The sequence below is a fragment of the Microtetraspora sp. NBRC 13810 genome (assembly GCF_030268685.1).
Lineage (GTDB): Bacteria > Actinomycetota > Actinomycetes > Streptosporangiales > Streptosporangiaceae > BSRQ01.
The window spans coordinates 114314-135549 of sequence record NZ_BSRQ01000024.1 but is presented as its reverse complement, the minus strand read 5'-3'; the positions used below and the strand labels follow the sequence as shown (position 1 = coordinate 135549).

At 66.5% G+C, this 21236-nt stretch carries 24 protein-coding genes and 1 tRNA gene; 11 read left to right on the top strand and 14 right to left on the bottom strand.

The features are described 5' to 3' along the window. The first annotated feature begins 182 nt into the window (after positions 1–182). The 3 genes from QSK26_RS35275 to mscL all read left to right on the top strand — a co-directional run bounded on the left by QSK26_RS35275 (position 183) and on the right by mscL (position 2318). The gene (locus QSK26_RS35275; RefSeq protein ID WP_285779673.1) at positions 183–989 is read left to right on the top strand and encodes an S-methyl-5'-thioadenosine phosphorylase; all 807 of its coding nucleotides are present in this window, start codon (positions 183–185) and stop codon (positions 987–989) included. A 38-nt stretch (positions 990–1027) separates the two neighbouring features. After that, on the top strand, positions 1028–1669 hold the full coding sequence (gene cpaB / locus QSK26_RS35270; protein ID WP_285779672.1) for a Flp pilus assembly protein CpaB: 642 nt from the start codon (positions 1028–1030) through the stop codon (positions 1667–1669). Positions 1670–1781: 112 nt separating this feature from the next. Next, a complete protein-coding gene (mscL, locus tag QSK26_RS35265) occupies positions 1782–2318 on the top strand; it encodes a large conductance mechanosensitive channel protein MscL (protein WP_285779671.1) in 537 nt (178 codons plus the stop codon). Here the strand turns inward: mscL and QSK26_RS35260 are convergent. Next, complete coding sequence (locus QSK26_RS35260) at positions 2258–3328, bottom strand: M15 family metallopeptidase (protein WP_285779670.1); 1071 nt, start codon at positions 3326–3328, stop codon at positions 2258–2260. The two genes, mscL and QSK26_RS35260, sit on opposite strands and share 61 nt — an antisense overlap. Before the next feature lie 3688 nt (positions 3329–7016). On the opposite strand from QSK26_RS35260, the gene QSK26_RS35255 reads away from it, so the two are divergent. From QSK26_RS35255 to QSK26_RS35240, 4 genes are all read left to right on the top strand, one after another. After that, a tRNA-Arg gene (locus tag QSK26_RS35255) sits at positions 7017–7089 on the top strand. A 248-nt stretch (positions 7090–7337) separates the two neighbouring features. Continuing rightward, entirely contained in the window at positions 7338–7991 is a 654-nt protein-coding gene (locus QSK26_RS35250; RefSeq protein WP_285779669.1) for an HAD family hydrolase, read from the top strand. Positions 7992–8182: 191 nt separating this feature from the next. Next, complete coding sequence (locus QSK26_RS35245) at positions 8183–9628, top strand: hypothetical protein (protein ID WP_285779668.1); 1446 nt, start codon at positions 8183–8185, stop codon at positions 9626–9628. A gap of 16 nt (positions 9629–9644) precedes the next feature. Continuing rightward, positions 9645–10121 carry an NUDIX hydrolase gene (locus QSK26_RS35240; RefSeq protein WP_285779667.1) on the top strand — a complete coding sequence of 159 codons (477 nt, stop codon included), beginning with the start codon at positions 9645–9647 and terminating at the stop codon, positions 10119–10121. Positions 10122–10164: 43 nt separating this feature from the next. Here QSK26_RS35240 and QSK26_RS35235 read toward each other — a convergent pair whose 3' ends face one another. The 11 genes from QSK26_RS35235 to QSK26_RS35185 form a co-directional block, all read right to left on the bottom strand. Further along, positions 10165–10818, bottom strand: a complete 654-nt coding sequence (locus tag QSK26_RS35235; protein ID WP_285779666.1) for a tyrosine-type recombinase/integrase — start codon at positions 10816–10818, stop codon at positions 10165–10167. Between the two features lie 30 nt (positions 10819–10848). Further along, positions 10849–11619, bottom strand: a complete 771-nt coding sequence (locus QSK26_RS35230; RefSeq protein ID WP_285779665.1) for a transposase family protein — start codon at positions 11617–11619, stop codon at positions 10849–10851. A gap of 111 nt (positions 11620–11730) precedes the next feature. Further along, positions 11731–12453 (bottom strand): hypothetical protein, encoded by a 723-nt coding sequence (locus tag QSK26_RS35225; RefSeq protein WP_285779664.1) that lies wholly within the window; start codon positions 12451–12453, stop codon positions 11731–11733. Continuing rightward, on the bottom strand, positions 12450–12644 hold the full coding sequence (locus QSK26_RS35220; protein WP_285779663.1) for a helix-turn-helix transcriptional regulator: 195 nt from the start codon (positions 12642–12644) through the stop codon (positions 12450–12452). Before QSK26_RS35220 ends, QSK26_RS35225 begins: the two co-directional genes overlap by 4 nt. Further along, complete coding sequence (locus QSK26_RS35215) at positions 12644–14020, bottom strand: replication initiator (protein ID WP_285779662.1); 1377 nt, start codon at positions 14018–14020, stop codon at positions 12644–12646. Before QSK26_RS35215 ends, QSK26_RS35220 begins: the two co-directional genes overlap by 1 nt. Positions 14021–14124: 104 nt before the next feature. Beyond that, positions 14125–14271: a hypothetical protein gene (locus tag QSK26_RS35210; protein ID WP_285779661.1), complete on the bottom strand. Its 147-nt coding sequence runs from the start codon at positions 14269–14271 to the stop codon at positions 14125–14127. After that, on the bottom strand, positions 14268–14444 hold the full coding sequence (locus QSK26_RS35205; RefSeq protein WP_285779660.1) for a hypothetical protein: 177 nt from the start codon (positions 14442–14444) through the stop codon (positions 14268–14270). Before QSK26_RS35205 ends, QSK26_RS35210 begins: the two co-directional genes overlap by 4 nt. 16 nt (positions 14445–14460) lie before the next feature. Next, complete coding sequence (locus QSK26_RS35200; RefSeq protein WP_285779659.1) at positions 14461–14826, bottom strand: hypothetical protein; 366 nt, start codon at positions 14824–14826, stop codon at positions 14461–14463. A 17-nt stretch (positions 14827–14843) separates the two neighbouring features. Next, positions 14844–15575: a DUF2637 domain-containing protein gene (locus tag QSK26_RS35195; protein ID WP_285779658.1), complete on the bottom strand. Its 732-nt coding sequence runs from the start codon at positions 15573–15575 to the stop codon at positions 14844–14846. Positions 15576–15596: 21 nt separating this feature from the next. After that, complete coding sequence (locus QSK26_RS35190; RefSeq protein WP_285779657.1) at positions 15597–16973, bottom strand: FtsK/SpoIIIE domain-containing protein; 1377 nt, start codon at positions 16971–16973, stop codon at positions 15597–15599. After that, a complete protein-coding gene (locus QSK26_RS35185; protein ID WP_285779656.1) occupies positions 16970–17317 on the bottom strand; it encodes an SCO3933 family regulatory protein in 348 nt (115 codons plus the stop codon). The genes QSK26_RS35190 and QSK26_RS35185 overlap by 4 nt, the downstream gene beginning before the upstream one ends. Before the next feature lie 196 nt (positions 17318–17513). On the opposite strand from QSK26_RS35185, the gene QSK26_RS35180 reads away from it, so the two are divergent. The 3 genes from QSK26_RS35180 (at position 17514) to QSK26_RS35170 (ending at position 19789) form a co-directional block, all read left to right on the top strand. Continuing rightward, positions 17514–17882 carry a winged helix-turn-helix domain-containing protein gene (locus tag QSK26_RS35180; protein ID WP_285779655.1) on the top strand — a complete coding sequence of 123 codons (369 nt, stop codon included), beginning with the start codon at positions 17514–17516 and terminating at the stop codon, positions 17880–17882. Positions 17883–18164: 282 nt separating this feature from the next. Beyond that, complete coding sequence (locus QSK26_RS35175) at positions 18165–19202, top strand: P-loop nucleotide/nucleoside kinase family protein (protein WP_285779654.1); 1038 nt, start codon at positions 18165–18167, stop codon at positions 19200–19202. Further along, positions 19199–19789, top strand: a complete 591-nt coding sequence (locus tag QSK26_RS35170) for a nucleoside/nucleotide kinase family protein (RefSeq protein WP_285779653.1) — start codon at positions 19199–19201, stop codon at positions 19787–19789. The genes QSK26_RS35175 and QSK26_RS35170 overlap by 4 nt, the downstream gene beginning before the upstream one ends. Here QSK26_RS35170 and QSK26_RS35165 read toward each other — a convergent pair. Together QSK26_RS35165 and QSK26_RS35160 are read right to left on the bottom strand one after the other, a co-directional pair. Next, positions 19728–20312: a hypothetical protein gene (locus QSK26_RS35165; RefSeq protein WP_285779652.1), complete on the bottom strand. Its 585-nt coding sequence runs from the start codon at positions 20310–20312 to the stop codon at positions 19728–19730. The two genes, QSK26_RS35170 and QSK26_RS35165, sit on opposite strands and share 62 nt — an antisense overlap. After that, the gene (locus tag QSK26_RS35160) at positions 20300–20599 is read right to left on the bottom strand and encodes a hypothetical protein (RefSeq protein WP_285779651.1); all 300 of its coding nucleotides are present in this window, start codon (positions 20597–20599) and stop codon (positions 20300–20302) included. The genes QSK26_RS35165 and QSK26_RS35160 overlap by 13 nt, the downstream gene beginning before the upstream one ends. Before the next feature lie 260 nt (positions 20600–20859). On the opposite strand from QSK26_RS35160, the gene QSK26_RS35155 reads away from it, so the two are divergent. Next, entirely contained in the window at positions 20860–21126 is a 267-nt protein-coding gene (locus tag QSK26_RS35155; RefSeq protein WP_285779650.1) for a GntR family transcriptional regulator, read from the top strand. The last annotated feature ends 110 nt before the right edge of the window (positions 21127–21236 follow it).

The window sequence follows — 21236 nt, the reverse complement described above, 5'->3', positions numbered from 1 at the left end:
GGCGCCGTAAGCCGGTGTCCCTGTTTTCCACAGCCCTGTCCACCGTTTCGCCCACGGTTTTCCCCATGACCACCCCCCTTTTCCCCAGCACCTCACAGCTTTATCCACAGCCCCAGAGCGGTTGTCCACACCCTTCCCCGCCTCCTCTCCCTCCCCACCGCCGCGAGCGCTAGTGTCGGCCCATGGTCAATCGCGCGGATATAGGCGTCATCGGCGGCTCAGGTTTCTACTCGTTGCTCGACGAGGCACAGGAGGTCGAGGTCACGACCCCCTACGGCCCGCCGAGCGACGTCATCACCGTGGGCACCATCGGCTCACGCAGCGTCGCGTTCATCCCCCGCCACGGTCGCGACCACCGCCATCCCCCGCACCGCATCCCTTACCGCGCCAACCTGTGGGCGCTCCGCTCGCTCGGCGCGCGCCAGGTGCTGGCCCCCAGCGCGGTCGGCTCGCTCCGCGTCGAGCACGGACCGGGCGCGCTCGTCATCCCCGACCAGCTGGTCGACCGCACCTCCGGCCGGGTGCAGACCTACTACGACACCACCGGCGCCGTGCACGTCCCCTTCGCCGACCCCTACTGCCCGTCGGGCCGCGCCGCCGCGGTGGCCACGGCCACCACCGCGGGCTGGGACACCGTCGACGGCGGCACCCTCGTGGTCATCGAGGGGCCGCGCTTCTCCACCCGGGCCGAGTCCCGCTGGTTCTCCGCCAACGGCTGGACCATCGTCGGCATGACCGGCTTCCCCGAGGCCATCCTCGCCCGCGAGCTGGCCCTCTGTTACACGTCCCTGTCGCTGGTCACCGACCACGACGCCGGCGTCAACGTCGGCGAGGGCGTCACCCAGGACGAGGTCTTCGCCTTCTTCGCCGCCAACATCGCCCGCATGCGCTCCCTGGTCTCCGACGTCGTCCAGGCCCTGCCGCACGACCGCGCCTGCCCCTGCGCCACCGCCCTGGAGGGCATCAAGCTCCCCTTCGACCTCCCCTGACGGCTTCCCATCCCCTTTCACCCGCCTGGAGTCCTCCCATGCGTGCCCTGAGTCGTGCCCTCACGCGCCGCCGTCGCCTCGTCGCCGCCGCGCTCACCGCCCTGGCGGCCGGGTGCGCCCTCACGGCGCTCGCTCCCGGCCCCGGCCCCACGGTCACCGTGCTCACCGCCGCCCGCGACCTCACCGCCGGCGTCCTGCGCGCGGATGACGTGCGGCCCGTCGCCCTGCCGGAGTCCGCCGTGCCCGACGGCGCGCTGCGGCCGGGCGACCGGGTCGCCGGCCGCATGCTCGCCACCCCAGTACGGCGGGGCGAGCCGCTGACCGACCTCCGGCTGCTCGGCCCGGCGCTGCTGGCCTCCCACCCGCGCGGCACGGTCGCCACCCCGATCCGGATCGCCGACGCGGAGGCGGCCCGGCTGCTCTCCGCGGGCGACGTCGTCGACGTGCTCGCCGCGCCCACCGGCTGGGAGGACGCCGGGGTGGCCGCCGTGCCCGCCCAGACGGTCGCCGACGACGTCACGGTGATCTCGGCTCCCCCGGCCGCCGAGCCCTCGGCCCTAGCGCCGTCGAAACCCGACACCGGCGCCCTCGTCGTCCTCGCCACCACCTCCGACCAGGCGGCCAGGCTGGCCTCGGCGCAGTCCGGCGGCAGGCTCTCGATCACCCTCGGCACGCCGTGAAAGATGCCCGCGAGCCGATCACTCCCGGCCCTACAATGCGTGCGCCATCACCTATGACATCTCAAGGAGTACCCATGAGGATCGGCGCGGACCGGGGCCCGGTGAGGGCCGCATGAGCGGATTCAAGAAGTTCCTGCTCCGGGGCAACGTCATCGAGCTCGCCACCGCCGTGGTGATCGGCGCGGCGTTCACCTCGATCGTCAACTCACTGGTCAAAGACCTGCTCACCCCGCTGATCTCGGTGTTCGGGGGGCTGCCCGACTTCCAGGGGCTCACCGTGCAGGTCGGCGACGCGGTGTTCCGCTACGGCGCGTTCATCAACTCGCTGGTGTCGTTCGTGATCGTGGCGGCCGTCGTCTACTTCCTGGTCGTCCAGCCGTACGAGCGGCTCAGCACCCGGTTCGCCAAGCCGGCGGAGAGCACGACCCGCGCGTGCCCGGAGTGCCTCTCCGACATCCCGAAGGCGGCAGTCCGCTGCGCCCACTGCACCGCGCAACTCGCCCCCCGCCGCCTGACGGAACCCGCTCGTCCCGGGCGGCCTCCGCACCCGGAACCTGGGCGGCTTCACATCGGAAACCGCCCAGGAGCTCAGCCCGCGGCGAGCTTCGGATCGTACTCCCAGTGCCACGGCTCGAACGGGTTGCTGTAGGCCCACTGCGGATGGATCCACCCGTACCGCTTGCTGTTCGCCTCCAGCCAGTTGAACTCCGCGGACCGGAAGCGCTCGACGCCGCCGCACAGGTCCACCGCGAGCCCCAGCCCGTGGTTGCTCCGCCCCGGCACCGCCGCGAACCCGGGCCTGGTGTAGTAGACGGACTGCTGGGCGGCCAGGCTCCGATAACTGTCCGACACGCACATCGGCCGGCCGAACCGCTGCCGGTAAGCCTCGTTCAGGCTGATGAACGCGACCGCCGCGTCGGCGCGCAGCTCGTGCCCCTTCTGCTGCAACGGGCACAGGTACGACTCGGGGACCAGCCCGTTGGGGAAACGGCCCGCCGCCTCGGCCCTGGTCGGGTCGCAGCGCACCGCCAGCTGCCCGCCCTTCACCTTGACGCCGAGCTTCGTCAGGGACTGCGTCAGCGACTTGACGATCTTGTCGGAGCGCTTCCGCAGCGTGTCGATCTCGACGGCCATCTGCGCCTCGCCCAGCAGCTTCCCGGCCCGCAGGTCCTGCGCCTCGGTCGCCAGCCGCTCCCGCTCCTCGTTCAGCCGCCCGGTGTCCTTGACCACCTGGTCACGCCTCGCGACAAGCTGCGTGATGTCCCCCATGGCCCGCAAGGTGGACTCATCAGACGACCCTGAAAGGAACGGCGCGATATCCCCCGAACCAGACTGCTGGTAGAGCATGCCCACCAGGTTCGACAGCGGCTGCCTGACCACCGCCAGCTCCCGGTCCGCGACCTGCAACTGACGCAACTTCGCCGACAGCTCCTTGTCCGCCGACGCGAGCTGCGCCCGCCGCTGCTCCAGCGCCTTGGTCGCCTCCTCCAGGTCCTTGGCGGACTGCTCGGCTTCCTTCTTCAACTCCGTCAGGTTCGGCGGATCCCGCTCAAGCCCCGCGCCACCCGTCTGCCGCACTACTCCACCGGCAAGACCGGCGACCGACACCTGCTCGGCCACCGCCTGGCCCATCGCCCCAGGTAGCAGGGAAGTCAACATCGCAATGACCACGATCAGGCCCGCTGATCGAGGAGATGACACGTTCGACTCCTCCGTTTGCGAACTCGTGACCCGGGCCAGGCACGCACGTTACTACAGCTCCGCGAGTACCCGAACCCAAGTCGGCAGAGCCGTAATGCTCCAAAAGATCCCCCCACCACATCCCCCCAGGCAGACCCCCGCTTCCCACCTCCATACCGCCTTGACCACCCCACCCCCACACAGTCAACAAGCCCCCCAGAAGCCCCAGCAGACCCCGTTTCCGGTTTCCCGTGTCAGCCGGCTTCCGCGACCGGAACCCTGGTCAGGTTGTCGCCAGGACTTCGGCCCTCAGCCCCCTCCAGGTGGCTCCGTGGCGAGCCCCAACCGTCCCCCGGGTCCGCCCCCGACGCCGTCCTGCACCGCTTGGCGGCCTTCTAACGGTGAGCATCGGCCTGGCAGGGAACTTGTGAGCCGGTGGCGTCCGTTTGTCCGGGGCGGCTGCGGGCCGATGGTGTCCGCCTGACTGGGGCACCCACCGCCTGCCAGGGACACCTGTGGGTCGGTGGCGTCCGGCTGTCGGGTACCTGTGGGTCGATGGGGTCCGGCTGTCTGGGGTACCCGTGGGTCGGTGGCGTCCGGCTGTCTGGGATACCCGTGGGTCGGTGGCATGCGCTTGCCAGAGGCAACCGTGGGTCGCGGGCGTCCTGCCAGAGGCACCCGTGCGCCAGTGGGCCTCCGCCTGCCAGAGACACGGTGCGCCAGTGGGCGTCTGCCTGCAAAGGCACCCCATGAGTCGGAGGGCGTCCGCCTGTTAGGCACCCGTAGACCGGTGAACCTCTCTGTCGCCGACTACGCGGGGGGCGACCGGTGACGCTCAAGTCGGCTGTGCCCTTTGTCGCCGCCGTCGAATTCGCGGCCTTTGGACAGCGGCTCGCCTGGAGGGCCCCGCCGCACTCCCATGCGGCGTGCCCCTGGCTCCCTCGCCACGGCGTACCGCACCTGCCCCGGCCACACGCCCCACATCCCGAGCCCAACACCCGAACGCCACGCCCTCGGCCGCATGCCCCACATCCACGCCCCAACGCCCCTGGAAGCACGCCTCACACCACTGCCAACGCACCGGGCCGCAGGCCCCCACCTTCCACCACGTCCCCCGGGCGACGGCGATCTCACCCCCGACCGCCGATCTCACCCCGAACGCCGGAGCCGCTCCAGACACGACTCCCACAACCACGTATCCCGCCACTGTGCCGGACACCCCCCAGCAGGCGCCTTCACCCGCCCACCGCGCACCCCATCCCCCAAGGAACGCCTCGCCGCCGACGAAGAAGACGTAGCCCCGATCCTCCCCCGACCGTCCACAGCCCCCGTCCCCCCCGAACCCCCAACTCCCCCAGCCTCAACCGCTTGCGACCTTGCCGAGTCCTCCACACGCACCCCCGCCACCCCCGACCCCGCCACCCCCGATCTCGCCGAACCCCTAACTGCTCCCGGACCCGACGAACCCCTCACAACCCCCTGCCCCGCCGCCGCACCGCTCTTCGGGACCGCCGCAGCCCGCGCCGGCCCTCCCGCCACGCCAGCCTTCAGCCAACCACCCCCCACACCGGCCACCGGCCCACCTGCTCCCACCCCGACAGCCGACGCACCCGCCCCCGCTCCCGCTCCCGCCCCGACTGCCGGCGCACCGGCTCCTGCCCCGACAGCCGACCCACCAGCTCCCCCCACAACTGCCGGCGAACCGGTTTCCGCTCTGTCCACCCGCGAACCCCCCGAAGCCCACGGCGCCGACGTGGATCCCCCACCCCCATGCCAAGACCGTGCACCCCCGCCCCTCAACGACGGCCCCGCCGTACCGTCAGCAGCCACGTACTCCCCCACCTGCCACCCCACGACGCCCCCTTCCGTATCCCCGCCAACGCCCCCAAGCCGCGCCGCCTCCCCGACACTCCCCCTCGCGAACGCGGACATCCGCCAAGCGGTCAACCCCCGCGACGGCACAACGCCCCCGCCAACCACCGGCGACACACCCCCGCCGTACACCACCCCCGGCACACCCCCCGGCGACACCGCCCCACTGAAGACACCCCCGGACGACATCCCCTCGAGCCCCACTCTCTCCGGCAGCAGAACCCCACCAGCCGCCCCGCCGTACAAGCCCCCACCAGGACCGGTCAACAGGCCGAAGTGCCGATACGGCACACCCCACTCGTAAGCGCCCCCGCCCAACGGCACGGCCCCGCCATACATCGCACGCGCCAGCCACGCCCAGCCCATCCCACCCCCAGGCGGCACGGCACCACCGTACGCGCCGTACACCACCCCAACCTGCGAAACCACCAGCCCATACCCAGCACTCCCCCCCGGAACAACCCCGCCGTACACCAGATAGGGCCGCTCCGTCCCCGCCACCCAAACAGGCCCCACCACCCGCATAACCCCCAACGTCGACCCCACGATCTCTTCCTCCACACCGGCCCCGTCGCCCTCTTCAGGCTCACCAGCCACCACCCCACCCCCACCGACACCACGCTCAGCCACAACTCCCCCTCGATAACCAAACACATCACCACCCCCCTCAACCCCGACGACATCACCACTCCTCCCAACCACACCACCATCGACATCACCACTGCCCCCCCTCGCACCACCGACGACATCACCGCCCCCACTGGCACCACTGCCGACAGCACTGCCCCCACTGGCACCACTATCGACATCACCACCGCCGCCGCTCACACCATCGCCAACATCACCATTGCCCCGGCTGGCACCATCGCCGACATCACTACTGCCCGCGTCCGCACCATTACCGTCGACATCGGCACTACCCGCGCTCGCACCACCACCGTCGACCTCAGAAGCGGTCCAGTCCCCACTGGCGCCGATTCCCGCACTCGCCTCAGAACCGGGCCCCGCGCCACCCGAACGCTCAGATTCGCCCCCTTCCACCCCAACCCCGAGCCCGACCCTCGCCACCCCCTGAGCCACCCCCCCAGCCCCGACCTCACCCTGCCCAAGAGCGTCACCCCTGGCCGCGCCCTGTCCACGCCCCCCGCCCTTGACGACGACCTGTTCGCGCCCCCCGGCACTGATCTCCCCGTCTGCACCGGCCCCGGCACTGCCTCCGGCATGCTCGGCCTCACCCCCGACAGGCGGCACCTGCTCCCCAGCCCCCAGCGCAGCGGCTTCCCACTCCCCACCGGCAACCCCCGGCAGCTCCTCCCCGCCCCGGACGAAGGCCCCCGCCGACCGCCCAGACGCCCCCGCCACCTCCCAAACGGGCTCCCACATCCGCGCCCCCACCCCCACGAACTGCGCCCCCGCGCCACCACCCGTCACGCCCCCGGAGACGGCGCCACCATCTCCCTCAGCCCCCTCCGCCCCCCGCGCCAACTCCCCCTCGCCGGCCACCGTCCCCCCGAACCCGGCCAACTCCGCCACGAACAACCCACCGGCCATCAAGGCCGGCACTACCATCGCCACCCCCAGCACCACGACCCGCATAACCCGCCGCCCCCGACCACACACCCGCCGCCCCATCATCACGAAGCGTGACAGTAACCCCCCTCAATCCCCGGCCACCGCCCCCCTTGTCACCCCTTTACCGCACCTCAGACCACCCATGACACCCCCCACCAAACCCGACCCCACGCCCCCGTCCCCAAAAGCGCCCCAGGTTCGCTAGGCTTACAACAGTCCACCTGCCTCCGTAGCTCAGGGGATAGAGCACCGCTCTCCTAAAGCGGGTGTCGCATGTTCGAATCATGCCGGGGGCACTCTTCTGACCAGCGGTCACGCCCTTGACCTGGGCATGTTCTTCCGGCTGTCACTCGACTCTGTGCAGCCATGCGCCACCGTAGGCAGCCATATGCCAGCGGCTGTGGGATATGCGTGGGATGGATCTTCGAGCGTTTCCCCAGGTCGCACCTTGTTGGCGGACCCGAGCCGAACGATCCCGCAGGTCCCCATAGCGGCGGGGATGCGGCCAGACAGCACGAAGCCAGCCCCGTCTAGGATCGGGCTCGTGCAGCGACTAGCGCTCTTCGACCTGGACAACACGCTTATAGACCTCGACGGCGCGTTCCGGATCTGGGCCGAGGAGTTCGCAGGGAGACGCGCCCTAGGGCGCGAAGCCACTAACTGGTTGATTGCTCTCGATCGTGAAGGTCTCCCCCATCGTGAGACGTTCTTCGCCAAGGTGCGAGAGCACTTCGCCCTTCCTGATCCGGTCGAGGAGCTGTGGGCCGATTACCGCAGACGCATGCCGTACCTCGTCCACTGCCGCCCCGAAGTGTTGGTAGGGCTGTCCGAGCTGCGCGCCGCAGGATGGCTGCTCGGGATCGTCACCAATGGGACAGCAGACAACCAACTCGGCAAGATCCAGCGAACTGGCCTGTCCGACGCCGTAGACGCCTACGCGCTCTCAGGCATTGAAGGTATCCGTAAGCCCGGTACAGGCCTGTTCGAGATCGCCGCTAGGCGATGCGGCGTAAGTCTCGCCGACGGAGGCTGGATGGTCGGCGACCACCCCGTCACGGACATCGGCGGAGGACATGCGGCCGGCCTGCGCACAGTTTGGATCGACCGAGGAACCTGGTCTATTCCTGAACACTCCCCAGATCATATGGTCACCGACGTGATCCACGCGATAGACATCTTGCGCGCTGCCAACAAATGATCTTTTGGAGAGCCACCAAACATCAGATCCGGACTCTCTTCCTCAGTCTACTGAGCCAACCCAGTTGCGGCTTCCAGGCCTTTGTTCACGGAACCACACCATCTAGCTGGGAAAACTCATACGCCATGACCATGAATACAGCATCAGCAAATCCAGTAGATAAGAAGTTGCGCCACAGCTAGGATCGTCTTATGAGCCTAGGGAAACCCAATACAGTACTAGCCGCCAAGCTTCACACCCTGTTTGTCGAGATATGCGCTCAGAGCAATCAACTACGCAACCTCTCCGATCAACAGGCAGCTAACGAGGTGGCCGGATGGCCAGTTGTTCAGGAGATCAATAAAGCTGCTGCAGAAATCGCTCAGCAGAACGACTATTTTCAAAGATCTTGGACCAGATATCAACGGGAAGGATCGGGCAGGCAGACAGTTGTTCACTGGGGAAGATCTATAGACGAGACCAGCCTACACTCCCTCGGCATAGTAAGAGCACTCTGCACTCAGAAATCAATTCCATCCGTTCTTATAGACGAAATTACGGCATTTTTGGCAGGACCTAAGATTCCCATTCAACGTCACGTAGTAATTGATGCCGATATCGATCTTAGTGAACCTTTAGAGGTAGCTGGTTGGCGCCTATGGCGCCCAACCCGGAAAGATCTTGAGCCCATTCGACCACTTCCGTCGGTTGCACTATATGCGGCGTCCACAGAATGGGACCCACTCTTATACGACGGCTCCTGCAGCATGCTCTCTCGCATTGATGAGAACGCCTCTCCCAGAGAGAGTAATAACCTATTCCCAGCATTTCTTATGGACGAGCTACTTGGACCAGAGCTGAATATTGTCGCCTGGCAACCGCTCCTCCTCCTAAACCTCTTTTCTGATGATCCCGTAAACATAGCATCTGAATATGAGGTAGAAGCACAGCGTTACATGGAAATGATCAAAGGCGGAAGGCTAACCACTACGCCCATAGGTAATCCAGACGATGAGTATGAAGTTGTTTCGTTCGGCCCCTTTTGGGCTTCAGGAGAAAAACTGATACGCCTACTTCGGTTTCTTCGCCTCCTGTCTGATCATTTAGCGACATGGCCGCCTCGCGGAAAAGTAAATAATCCAAAAAGTCACCCTTTTTATCGTCTTCAACAGAGTGCACAGAGGCTATTATCGCTTAATCCGTACATCGGCCAAGACGGCGATATTGTTTTCCAAAGACGGTCAGGGGAGATTTTACTTTGGTGCGTTGCTGCTCTTGAGCACTTGATGACCGCCCCCAGAGAAAAGGATGGCGACTTGACGCGTCGCGTCACCCAACGCGCCGCTATACTAGTAGGCCATGATGATAACGACCGCTTACAAACTAAAGAATTAGTTAGGAAGGCGTATGCAATTCGATCTATAATTGCACATGGGGGTAACCCCGGCGACGATCATGCCACCGCAACGCTTGCCAGTGAGATGCGCAAAATTCTCCGCAAGTCAATTATACGACGGATCATCCTGGGGCCCGATATCGACATAGCTGCATCCTGCGATAATGCCTTACTCTCGACACATGAGCGAGAATCGGTCATCGAAGCTCCAATCAAACGCTTCCGAATCCTTTTAGAAGACGGTCCCGCACCAACACAATGACAGTAGAGTCCCGAGCGTGAGCGCCCGAATCGACTTCTATGACGACCCCGCTGCGCCTGAGTCCAACAGCCTGGTCCCGTCAGTAAACGTCGTGGTCATCAACAAGACAGGTAAGATCTTGATGATCCGCCGCAGCGACAATGGCAACTGGGCTGTCCCCGGTGGCGCGATCGACCTGGGTGAGTCCTTGCCCGAGGCAGCGATCCGGGAGACGTTGGAGGAAACCGGGATCAGGTGCGAGATCACCGGCCTTGTCGGGACGTACACCGACCCCAAGCATGTGATTCTCTACACCAGCAACGGCGAAGCCCGCCAGGAGTTTTCCATCGTGCTCACCGGTCGAGCCGTCGGCGGAGAGCCGACGCCGAGCGACGAATCCCGAGAGGTGCGCTGGGTGCCGCGGGATGAGATCTACTCATTACCAATGGATGGGTCAATGCGCCTACGGATCAGTCACTTCCTCGAAGGAACAGGTAAGCCACACATAGGCTGAGGCCCCGACCTATGCCGGGGCCTGGGGGAAGCATCTATAGCGATCACTCGTCGAGAGCGCTGCTGATCTTTCCGTTCGTCCGTTCCTGCTGGCCCTCCATGCACTTGGCGTATACCCGGTGGAGAACCTCCACGCTGTGGCCGGCTCGTTTGGCCACCTCGGTAGCCGGTACGCCTGCGTTGAGCCAGAGAGACAGGGCAGCGTGCCGCAGGTCATAGAGCCGGGCGGCAAGCGGTGACTTTACTTGCTCATCAGTGAAGGCGAGGGCCCGAGCCTCCTGCCATACGTAGGAGCATGCCGAACTGGAGTAGGAACCGCCCTTGGTCGTGCGGAACAGCCGGCCGTCGTCCTCGGTGCCGTAGGCGTTGATGTGCTCGCGAAGGATGGCGACCAGAACAGGCGGGATGGGAATCTCTCTGGTCTCCTTCTTCGCCCGATGCTTGAGGCTGCGAGATTCGTGGGTCTGCCCCGAGTTGGTCCACCGCTTGTTCGCCTGCGGTCGGGCTTTCTCAAGGATGATCTGACCCCATCCCGATTCGGGCAGGGTGCAGTTCTTCAGGCGAAGGTCCGCGGCCTCCTCCGGCCGCAGTCCCGCATAGTAGATACACGCGAACATGGCCCTGAGTCGTACGCCCCTGGTACGACCGACCTTGGGCACCGCGGCCAGGAGTTCCTTCGCCTGAGCTGGGTTGACCACCGTACGAGGGTCGACGACAGTGAGCCTTTTTCATCCGTGGGCAAGCCGGTGGTTCTGAAGGACAGCGATGGCCTTGCATAGGTGTCCGGCTTTGCCGGGGCTACATCGGAGCTTGCGGAGGATCCGCCAGCTCTTGAGCTGGGCGTTCGCACGCTCACCCGGGCCGCGAAGGCGAGCGTGTGACCGATTGGCCTGTTTCTGCGGCTCGGGCTTGTTCCTGCCCTTGTACGGAGTGATGACCGGGCGTTCGGCTCCTTGGTAGCCCTTGTCCGCCAGGACGACGATCCCAGCATGTTCCAACGCACGCAGGATGCCCCAGATCCGGGCCGCACTCAGATCATGCGTCTTTCCCGGCAGCGCACCCGAGGTCCACACGATCGTCCCGCTAGGCGAGGCGATGACCTGGACGTTCATCCCGTGCACGCGATGCTTGCCGGAGAAGTAGGGGCGGTCGGCCTTGATCCGATCGGTACGGATGAGCGTGCCGTCCAGCACCAGGTAGTGAAGCCCGTCCTTGCCGGCCTTGCGCAGGGCCTGCCCGAGCTTGGGCGAGCGGGCCGACAGCAGCATCACCGTCTCCTGTACGTACCGCCACGCCGTCGCCGTTGACAGGCCGAAACCGGCTCCGAGCTCGTCGAAGGTCTCGCCCTTGCGCAGGTGGACCAGTACCGGCAGCGCTTGCTGTCCGGGGTTGAGCAGCCGCCAGGTCGATCCGATCGCCTTGCGGTGCCGGCGGATCAGCCCGGCCACGTAGTTCAGCGTTGAACGCGACAAATCGACCGAGGCACGGTAGAACAGCACCCAGAGCTCCTGGTGGTGACGGACAGATTGTGGTGATCAACCCGTCTACCAGGGGCTCTACTACGTCTTCAGGCGAACCCCCGACCTGCGATCATGTCGTGATCAGCACCTCTACCGCCAGGATGAAAAAGGCTCAGTGACGGCCTTGGGTGGCTTCCATTTGATCTCGTGCAGGGGGTTGGCCGTGAACACCTTCTGCTCTACCGCCAGCTCCAGAAGGTGGTGAAAGATCGCCCGCTTACGCCGCACCGTATTGGCCGCCGCTTCCTTGCCGTCGAAGGTGGACGAGACGGCATCGAGCGCGCCCCTGACGACGTGAGCCTCTTGGAGGTCGACCAATGGAAGGGATGCCTTCTCAAGCCACCGCAGCACCGTTGCCTGCCTACGGTTCAGTTCCCCTCTCCGGTTCTCGGGGAGCAACACGTGATTCCGCAACACGTGTCGTAGTTCGTCGACCTCCGGTCGATCCGGAACGTCCGCAACCAATGCCGGGACGAGCGACAACAGAGCGTAAGCCTCGGTCTCCCGCGTTCGAGGAGCCGTCCGCCGCCATCGGCCGACCGCGTACGACTGCGCGAACTCCAGGAAGGACGGCCCGGAGGGCTCAAGCTCCGCGGACAACATCGAGACCGGCAGTCCGGTGGCGAGGTCGAACGCCTCTCCCTTCTTGGCCGCCTGGCGAAGGTCGGACAGGAAGTTCTCAGCCAGTGCCTTGGTCCGGAAGGTCTTGGACTTCGGCTTACTCCCGACCTTCCAACGCGCCTCGAATGACGGCGTCTTGCTCGACCGGTTCCGGCGGACTTCCCAGAAGCGCACGTCATAGCTGGTGATCATGACGCCTCCCGCAGCGAGTCGAGCCATGCTTCGAGGTCGCTCCGCCGGACACGCAGCTCGTCATTGGGGTACTGGATGCAGGCGGGCGCCTTGCCGAGTTCACGCCACCGGTAGAAGGTGCGGCGCGAGATGCCGTTCAACTCCTCCAGCACTTCGGGCAGGGTGAGGAGCTTGTCATCGTGCCGAGGCATCAGACACCTCCCCCGGGCACCGAGGGCGGGAGCAGAGGTCTTCCGGTCAACGCGGCGGCGAGAAGCGCGTCACCGACCGACAGGCCCTTTCCGACGTACTCCCAATGGGAGATCACTAGAACGGTGTCCTCGTCGAAGAGAGGGAGCCATCCTGCGGTGACCTGCTCACGGCGTACGTGTTCGGCGCGTGCTTCACGGAGCTTGCCCATGGTGGTGGAGTAGCGACGGCTCTTCGTTGCGAAGTGGCCGCGGAAGCCCAGCATGTTCGCCCATTTGATGAGCCGGAACTCGGTCAGCTCGTCGAGGGCGCCCAGGCGCATGCACTCGGCGATAAGGCGTCGGGCATGGTCGCGGATCGGGAGCGCGCTCAGGTCGTCGAGGGGGTTGATGCGCCGGTCCAGGGTGCCGACGCATTCGGCGGCTTTGGTGGCGTACTTGGCGATGTAAGCGGCTACGGCCTGGTCAGTGAGGTCACCGTTCAGGGTGATTTGGCGTACGTCGAGTTGGGTTCCCCAGCTGAAGGCCCGGGTGGGTTCACCGGGTACTGCGGGGACGGTGACCGCAACGGCGGAGGCGGCGTGTTGTACGGCGTCGGTCATCAGGTCGGCCGTCGCCCAGGCCGGCGGAGTGGTGATCGGCCCCTCGGGACCGTCGACCCGGATCACGGCGTGGAAGTGGACAACCCCGCGCCGCTGGTACTCGGCGACTTTGGCGAAGGAGATGACGGCCTGCTCGCGCAGCTCCCGTTGCGTCAGTCCGGCGTTCTTGGCGATGCGCCGGCGCAGGGCTTCGGTGAAGCGGCGCCACAGTTCCGGGGACATGGCGTTGAACAGCACGCTGCCCGCGTAGTCGTAGCACTCCGGGCACAGCGGTTCTCCGAGGCACGATTCGTCGGCTCCGTGCCGGGCGGTGCAGGACATGACGCGTCCGTGCGGGCAGGTGGTCGCGTCTCGTCGGGCGTGGCAGGGCTGGACGGTGCCGTTCTTCTCTCGGCGGGTGTGGACGGTGCCGAAGGAGGGGGCGGTGAGGGTGACGAAAAGGCAGGGGTGGGCGGTGACCGAGGCGGGGACGCCCTTGCCGCCGACGAGGCCGGCGCGGACGAGTTGATAGGTGTCGGAGCGGTAGGTCTCGGCGCAGGAGGGACAGCGAGTCGCGCGACGGGTCTTGCAGGGCAGTCGCAGAATGCCGTCGGGTTCGCCTGCGGTGCTGTAGCTGTGCAGGCGCTTGCCGGTGGTGGGGTCGACGTGGTGGACGTGGCCACGCAGGTGGATGGGCTGTCGGCAGCCGCCGGTCCGGCGGATCTGGGAGGCCCAGCGGGCGTATTGGGGGTCGTGGAGCCGGGTGATCATCCCGGCTACCGCGTAGGTGCTTGGCATGATGGGGGTGTCCCTTCCGGGCTGTGGATGTTCGGTGTGGGATGGCCCCCGACGTGGCGGACGTCTTGGCGGATGTGTGGTCACGCCGGGGGCGCTGAGGACTCTCAGCTGAAGCCGAGGCCCTCGCAGTGCTCGCAGGTCTGGCTGTGGCTGTCGACGCCGGTTCCTCCGCAGTGGCAGCACAGCCAGCGCTTCGGAGCGGGGGCGATGAACGGGGCGCGGTCGTCGGGGTCATCGGGGGTGTCGGTCACGTGATCCACCTCCCCTCGTTGCGCTTGGGGGCGGTGTTGATGAACACGCGCCAGGTGTAGGGCCGTTCGTGGAGCGGGAAGATCGGCGAGACCGAACCGACCGGGAGGATCGTGCGGATCTTGTTGGTGGCGTAGGCGAGTTCGGCGTAGGTGCCGTCGATGCGGATGCGCATGAGGGGTTCTCCTTGATCAGGCGGCGTGAGCCGGGAGGCCGGCGGCGGGAGTGATGGGGTCGGGTTCGACGCAGCCGAAGTAGGAGCTTTCGGCGTCGTAGCGGGCTTTGGCGTGGGCGAGGATGCCCACGGCCGTGTACTCGACCGGCCCGAAGGTGCGGCTGGTTCGGTAGTGGCCGTAGCCGATGTCGCCGGGGTCGATGGCGGTGCCGAGGAGGTGGGCGATGGCGTCGATCTCGGCGCACATGTCGGGGTCGGTTCCGGTGGCGAAGTGGAGGAGCTTGGGGAGGGTCGGGACGGGGACGTCGGGGTTGGCTTCCAGGAAGGCGGCGAGGTCGAGGAGTCCGGTGATGACCGCGGTGCGGTGGTCGGTGGTGTTCATGGGGGTGTCCTTCGTTGTCAGGCGGGTTCGGGGCTGTCGCGTAGGGAGCGCAGGAGGTCGGAGGCGAGTTGGCTGGAGACGCCGAGGCGGGCGCGCAGGGTGTCGCGGGTGATGGGTCTGCCGTGTCGGGCGTGGTGTTCGTCGGCGACGCGGCGGGCGTAGTCGAGAAGCGCACCGGTCGTACCGGCTTCGTTCTGGCCGTTCTCGGTGCCGTTCTGTTCGTTCTGGCCGTTCTCGCCGGGGACAGTGAGGCCGGACAGCAGGGCAGGCGCCGAGGGTTCGGGGATGCTCGCGGGGAGGGTTTCCGGTACGGCGTCCGCAGCGGGGACGAGTGCCGGGGACGGTTCGGGACGGGGTTCTGAGGCGCGGCGCTCCAGCATGGAGACCGCGATCAGGAACGCCCCGGCCGGGGTCGCGGCGGTGATCCATCCCCAGGTCGAGGGTTCGGCTTGGGCGAGGTTGGCGGCTAGGGACAGGACGATCCCGCCGACGAGGACGAGGGTGGGCCATGAGATCCAGCCGTCTCGTTCCCGCCCGTTCTTCTTGTCGCGTTGCCGTTCCCGCGCGGCCATGACGCACGTGAGGTCGACGCAGATGGCCACGGCCCAGGCCATCCAGCCGTCCTGTCCGTGTTCGGTGGCGGTGTCGCGGATGTGGGTGAAGCTGCCGGCCCCGGCGATCAGGGCGAGGATGAGGACGGGGGCGGAGTCGGCCAGCCGTAGGGCCAGGCGAGGCGCGGTCGTGGTCACGGTGGTGTTCTCCTTCCAGGATTAGGCGGCGATCTCGGGGATGTTGTCGACGCCGGGGAGTTCGTGGCCGAGGCCGGAGGCGGCGACCTGCGCCCAGGAGGGGGTCATCTGTGCGTAGGTGTGGGCGGCTTGCTCGGCGGCGGTGGTGGAGACGTAGCCGGACCGGGCGCGGTACCACCGGCCGTCGGATCCGGTGATCACAGCTACGCCGGGGAGTTCGGGGGCGATGGAGCGGGCGGCTACGAGGGCGTCGGGGTCGAGGTCGCCGAGGGTCATCACCGCGGTTTCGGGGTCGTTGACTCGGTGGCAGACCCGTCCGCCGATCTGGGCACGCAGCGCGGTCACGCCGGGGCCGAGGTCGGAGCCGATGCGCTGGCCGGACAGGATCAGGTGGATACCGAAGGCGCGACCGAGCTGGGCGATGCGCAGCAGTGCGGTAGCCGTACGGGTGACTTGATCCTTCTCAGCCTTGTCGGCGGTCAGGAACAGCTCTGCGACCTCGTCGACCAGGACCACGACCGGGATCGGTCGGGAGGCATCGGGGAGTTGCCAGATGTCGCGCACCCCGTAGCGGCGACAGGCCAGCATCCGGGCGCCCATGACGGCGATGAGGTCGCTGAGCAGGTCGAGGCACTCGGCGCGGGTAGTGGCAAGCGCGGTCAGTCGAGCCGCGTAGGCCGACAGCTCCACCCCGCCCTTGAGGTCGAAGCCGACCAGGGCGACCGGTTGCGGGGACAGGCCGACGATGAGGGCGTTGATCAGGTTGGACTTGCCTGACTGGGTGGCGCCGGCGTTCATCCAGTGCGGGATGAGCCGCAGGTCCATCCGCCAGGCCGCGCCGGTCTCCAGGACCCCGACGATCGGCCGTAGCAGGTCGTCGGCCCGCCAGCCGTCGCGTGGTTCGGTCGGGGGTACGGCGGGTGCGACGTGGGCGAGGGGGTCGTGGTTGATGCCTTGGAGGGTGACGCGGCCGGGCCGGGAGCCGACGACCCGAACCGCTTCGATCCGCCAGGCGTGTGCGAGGCGCTCGCAGACTTTCGCGTAGTCGTCGGGCACCTGTCCGTCGAGCAGGTGGAAGGTGATGCGGAAGCCGCCGCGGGTGGGCCAGGGCAGGCCCATCCAGGGCTTGGTGTCGACCGCGACGCGTTGGAAGCGGCGCTTGACGCGTACGACGCCGGTAGAGGCGACCAATCCGGGAACGGTGGTGAACCACCAGCGGTAGCGCTTCTTGGTCAGTCCGCAGCCGGAGGCGACGTGGCGCCAGGACCAGCGCAGCCAGATGGCTTTACGGGGAAAGACGAGGACGTACCAGTAGGAAGTCGGGGCCCAGCGCCGCCAGGCGGCGAGCAGGAGCAGGATGGCGAGGATCTTGAACAGGGGGTGGTCGAGGTCGATCACAGGTCCGCCCCCGTTCTAGCCGGGAGGGCGGAGCCGGCGGGGCGGAAGGAGGTGGCTCGGTAGGAGATGCCCCAGCGTCCGCCCTGTTCCCAGACGTAGCCGACCAGGCCGACGGGGATGACTTCCTCACCGGCGATGATCTGCGGTTCGGGGGTGGTGCTGATCTTGACGAGTTCCATCCGGTTGAACTCGTCTTCGAACAGGAAGGTGAGTTCGTACATGATGTTGCCGTCCTTGTCGCGCTTGATCTCGCCGGTGTCCTTGTTGACGAGGCGGGGCTTGGCGGGCTTGACGCAGGTGATCTGGAGCTTGGTGGTGTCGACGGGGATGGGGATGGTGCGCATGGTCGTTCCTTTGTTAGCTGGGACTCTTAGACCACATGGAACACTTGGAATTCTAAGTTGTCAATGAGTTCTTCGGCGACTTGGTTGGATTCGTTACGGAGGTGTGCTGAACTGGAGCCGTGGTGCACCGTGATGCGCACGACACGGTGCGCCGTGGTGCAAGACGGTGCAGCAGATGCGACGAGACGAGACGTAGATGGTGGAGAAGACCGGCCAACCGGCCTACTTGCAGATCGTCGACGAGCTACGTGGCCAGATCCGCAGCGGAGCACTTCCCGCCGGCACCGCGCTGCCGTCCATCGCCCAGTTGGGTGAGCGCTTCGACGTCTCCGCCAGCGTGGTCAAGGCCGCCATCAGCGTTCTTCGCACCGAGGGAGCCGTGATCGGCCAGCAGGGCAAGGGCGTGTTCGTCCGCGAAGTCCCCGCCGAAGTTCCCGAGGCAGTCAGCGCGTCCGGTGCGACCGGCGAGATCCTGGACCAGCTTGCCCAGATGCGTCAGTCGCTCAAGGAGCTGAGGGATCGGCTTGCCGCTCTGGAATCGGCCGTCTTCCCAGAGCAGAAGTGATCTGTTCGACCCGGCAGGCCAACTCGTCCAACTGAGCCCGCATTTCGGCCAGTTCGGAAATGATTCGTCGCTCGTCCGCATTCATGCTCGTCTCTCCTGCTCATCCCCGGCGCCTTTCGCCTTTCGGGATGACCTAAGTTCACCGTGAGCTGCGGAGTTTCGGTATCACGCTGATCTAGTTAAGCTTCATCAGGTTGCCCTACCGACGATTTACACATGCGTTTTCACATGCACGACCGCACACCGCGCACCACCCCCGAAGCGTGAAGGCGAAGGTATGCAATGAAGACGACCCAGCGACAGGGCTGGATCCCCTCCCGCCTGCGGGAACACCGCGAAGCCCACGGCCTCACCCTGGAGGCCACCGGCGAACGGCTCCGCCAGGCAGCCGCCCGCCACGGCCTGACCGTGCCCGCGGCCAACTTCCAGACCATCTGGGGTCACGAGCAAGGCACCGTGTTTCCCGGCCCGCATTATCGGCGTGCTTACTGCCTGCTCTACAAGGCCACCGAGCCCGAACTAGGCTTTCGTCCTCCATTGCCCGGTGAATCACAGAAAGCGGAAATCGTGATTTCCGATTTGCCTGCGCCCTCTGATCCCGCCACCGACGACGCCGCCGCGCAGGTCATCGAGAGCGCGTTCACCAAGGTCTCCATCGACGAGATCACGGCAGGCGACTCCCCGCCGGCGCTCCTTCGCAGCCGGGTGGTCGACGCCTGGCGCAGGCGCCACGGCGGAGGCAACCCCCGTCCCATCCTCGCCCTAGTCGGCGGGTACGCAGGATCCGGCAAGACCGAGTTCTCCCGCTTCCTGTCCGACATCACCGGATGGGCGTTCCTGGACAAGGACTCCCTGACTCGATCCATCGTCGAACGGCTGCTCGTCTCCCTTGGCGGCGACCCCAACGACCGCCACACCGACCTGTACCTCAAGGAGGTCCGGCCGCTGGAGTACCGGTGCCTGATGGAGACCGCATGGGACAACCTCAACGTCGGAACCTCGGCCATCCTGGCAGCTCCGTTCATCGCTGAACTCAAGGACGAGGCGTGGTTCACCCGCCTGGAGAACCGGTGCGCCGCCAAGGGGATCGACGTGGCGGCGATCTGGGTCCGCTGCGACCCCGAGTCGATGCGCGAATACATCGAGTTCCGCGGTGCTGCCCGTGACGCCTGGAAGCTGAGCAACTGGGAGCAGTACGCCGCGAGCTTGGACGTCGAGTCCAGCCCGCCCACCGCACACGTCACCATCGACAACCGGCTTGGCGCTGCCATCAGCCTTGCCGACCAGACCCGCGAAGCCCTTAAGCGGATCCTGGCGTGAGCCCGCAGGGAATCGTCCTGTACGGCCCGCCCGCCAGTGGCAAGGACACAGTCACCGCCGCCCTCACTCGCCTGGACGCTCGGTTCGTTCTGTTGCCCAAGCTCAAGGTCGGCACCGGTCGGGCCGATGGCTACGAGTTCGTCAGCGCCGAGCATCTGGACGAGCTCCGCGACGCCGGCCGCCTGGTCGCCGAGACCCACCGCTACGGCAACGTCTACGCCATCGACCGCCAGACGATCGAAGACCGCCACGCCGCCGGCTACGTCCCCGTCGTACACATGGGCAATGTCAGTGATCTGCGGCAACTCGTCGGCAAGGTCCCCGACGGGTGGTTCCGTGTGCTGCTGTGGATCCCGCGCGAGGTCACCGAGCAGCGATCCCAGGCCCGCAGGGACGTCGACACCACCAAGCGCCTTGCCGCATGGGACGAAACGCTCGCCGACTTGGAGACCAACACCGATGCCGGGTTCTTTCATCTGCGCATCCACACCGACCGTCTCGGAGCCGACGCCGCAGCACGCGAGATCATGAGTGCCTATGATCGTTTGCGGGACGCTGGATGCCCCCAGGCGGAGTGCCGTCATTGAGCCGGGCCGCCACCTCGTCGGGGATCAGGTCGAGCCGCCACCAAATGCCGCAGTCACGGCAGCGCGCCCCGTCGGGAAGCGGAAGCTCATAGGTCCACTCGACCCGAGTGTGCCCGCACTCGGCGCCGATCCCGTAGCTCCGCGCGCAGCTCTCCGCCGTGACAGACGACTCATCCACGGTCACGATGATCGGAGCCTCCCCCGGACCGCGCCCGCAGTACGGGCACGCTGGCGGTGGAGATCCTGCCTGTAGGTATTCCTCGATGCGCCGTTGCCCAGCGATGAGACGGATCAGCTCGTTCAGGCTGTGCGCCACGAGGTAGCGGGTGAGCCCGGCAAGCACCTCATGACGCTCCAACGGCCGTTCGAGAGTGCGGCGCGCGTAGAGGACGCCCGATGCACCGGTTTCCGCGTACCACCCATCGAGCAACGGGCCGTAGGTCACCGGAGTCGACGTGTGCGCCGAGAGCAGCCGATCGGACATGGGTTCCCTTCCTGTCTCCGACACCATCAGCAGGCCCATCCGGTGAGGATCGCCGTCCACAGGCGCTCCGCTTCGGCGGTTAACAGCCACTCGGTCTCCCGCAGGGTGATCTTCTTGCCCTCGCCCCGACGTCGGCGGATGAACGCCACCCCGCCCGCCGTGCAGAACTCATAGGTGAGTGGCTCGCACTCGCAGGTGTGCTCACGGACCCGGACCCGATCGAAGCGCGGCACCCGGGGACGCCAGTGCAGCACCTCGTGACCGTCGCGCAGCGGAGCTACGTGGATGCCGTGGTAGTACGCCGCCAGGTGGCCCAAGGTGCTCACACCCCGCTTTCTTCTCCGTGTCGTCCGGCGAAGGTCCTTGCTTTGGTGGGCATCGGTGAGCAGAACCCGGAACCGTGTCCCTCGGCGCCCTCCAACACCGAGGAACGGACCGATACGGGGAAGCCGGTCCCGAGCTTGTAGGCCCACCACTCACCGATGCCCACGGCTGCATCATAGGCAGGCAATACCGTGGTACACCATAGAACACAGCAGTATGTTCCGCTGAGGTACCCTCCACTGCGGGTTCCTACCGTGTACTCATGACCGAATTGCGGGACGATCTGCCCAGGTGGCGCCAGGTGCGAGACATCATCGTCCAGCGCATCGAAGCCGGCCAGTACAGGCCAGGTCAGCGAATCCCCTCGGTCGTTGACCTCACCCAAGAGTTCGGCATCGCCACCCAGACCGCACAAAAGGTCATGAACGCTCTGCGCAAGGACCGATGGATCCGCACCGAACGCGGCATGGGCAGCTTCGTCACCAGCGCTGAGGAACGCACCACGGAATCCGACGAGACATCCGAGTAGCCACTACGGCCTCAAGATCATCGGAGTCTACTCACTCCGGATGAGAACTTTCTGTACGTCTTCAAGGGCAGTCCACCTGCGGCGGCCTGCCACGCGTCGGGCGGTCGCTG

What these genes read in the sequence shown, in the direction of transcription:
- QSK26_RS35275 (WP_285779673.1), top strand. Translation starts at nt 183, where the DNA reads ATGGTCAATCGCGCGGATATAGGCGTCATCGGCGGCTCAGGTTTCTAC.
- cpaB (WP_285779672.1), top strand. Translation starts at nt 1,028, where the DNA reads ATGCGTGCCCTGAGTCGTGCCCTCACGCGCCGCCGTCGCCTCGTCGCC.
- mscL (WP_285779671.1), top strand. Translation starts at nt 1,782, where the DNA reads ATGAGCGGATTCAAGAAGTTCCTGCTCCGGGGCAACGTCATCGAGCTC.
- QSK26_RS35260 (WP_285779670.1), bottom strand. Translation starts at nt 3,328, where the DNA reads ATGTTGACTTCCCTGCTACCTGGGGCGATGGGCCAGGCGGTGGCCGAG.
- QSK26_RS35245 (WP_285779668.1), top strand. Translation starts at nt 8,183, where the DNA reads ATGAGCCTAGGGAAACCCAATACAGTACTAGCCGCCAAGCTTCACACC.
- QSK26_RS35225 (WP_285779664.1), bottom strand. Translation starts at nt 12,453, where the DNA reads ATGATCACCAGCTATGACGTGCGCTTCTGGGAAGTCCGCCGGAACCGG.
- QSK26_RS35220 (WP_285779663.1), bottom strand. Translation starts at nt 12,644, where the DNA reads ATGCCTCGGCACGATGACAAGCTCCTCACCCTGCCCGAAGTGCTGGAG.
- QSK26_RS35215 (WP_285779662.1), bottom strand. Translation starts at nt 14,020, where the DNA reads ATGCCAAGCACCTACGCGGTAGCCGGGATGATCACCCGGCTCCACGAC.
- QSK26_RS35205 (WP_285779660.1), bottom strand. Translation starts at nt 14,444, where the DNA reads ATGCGCATCCGCATCGACGGCACCTACGCCGAACTCGCCTACGCCACC.
- QSK26_RS35200 (WP_285779659.1), bottom strand. Translation starts at nt 14,826, where the DNA reads ATGAACACCACCGACCACCGCACCGCGGTCATCACCGGACTCCTCGAC.
- QSK26_RS35185 (WP_285779656.1), bottom strand. Translation starts at nt 17,317, where the DNA reads ATGCGCACCATCCCCATCCCCGTCGACACCACCAAGCTCCAGATCACC.
- QSK26_RS35180 (WP_285779655.1), top strand. Translation starts at nt 17,514, where the DNA reads ATGGTGGAGAAGACCGGCCAACCGGCCTACTTGCAGATCGTCGACGAG.
- QSK26_RS35175 (WP_285779654.1), top strand. Translation starts at nt 18,165, where the DNA reads ATGAAGACGACCCAGCGACAGGGCTGGATCCCCTCCCGCCTGCGGGAA.
- QSK26_RS35165 (WP_285779652.1), bottom strand. Translation starts at nt 20,312, where the DNA reads ATGGGCCTGCTGATGGTGTCGGAGACAGGAAGGGAACCCATGTCCGAT.
- QSK26_RS35155 (WP_285779650.1), top strand. Translation starts at nt 20,860, where the DNA reads ATGACCGAATTGCGGGACGATCTGCCCAGGTGGCGCCAGGTGCGAGAC.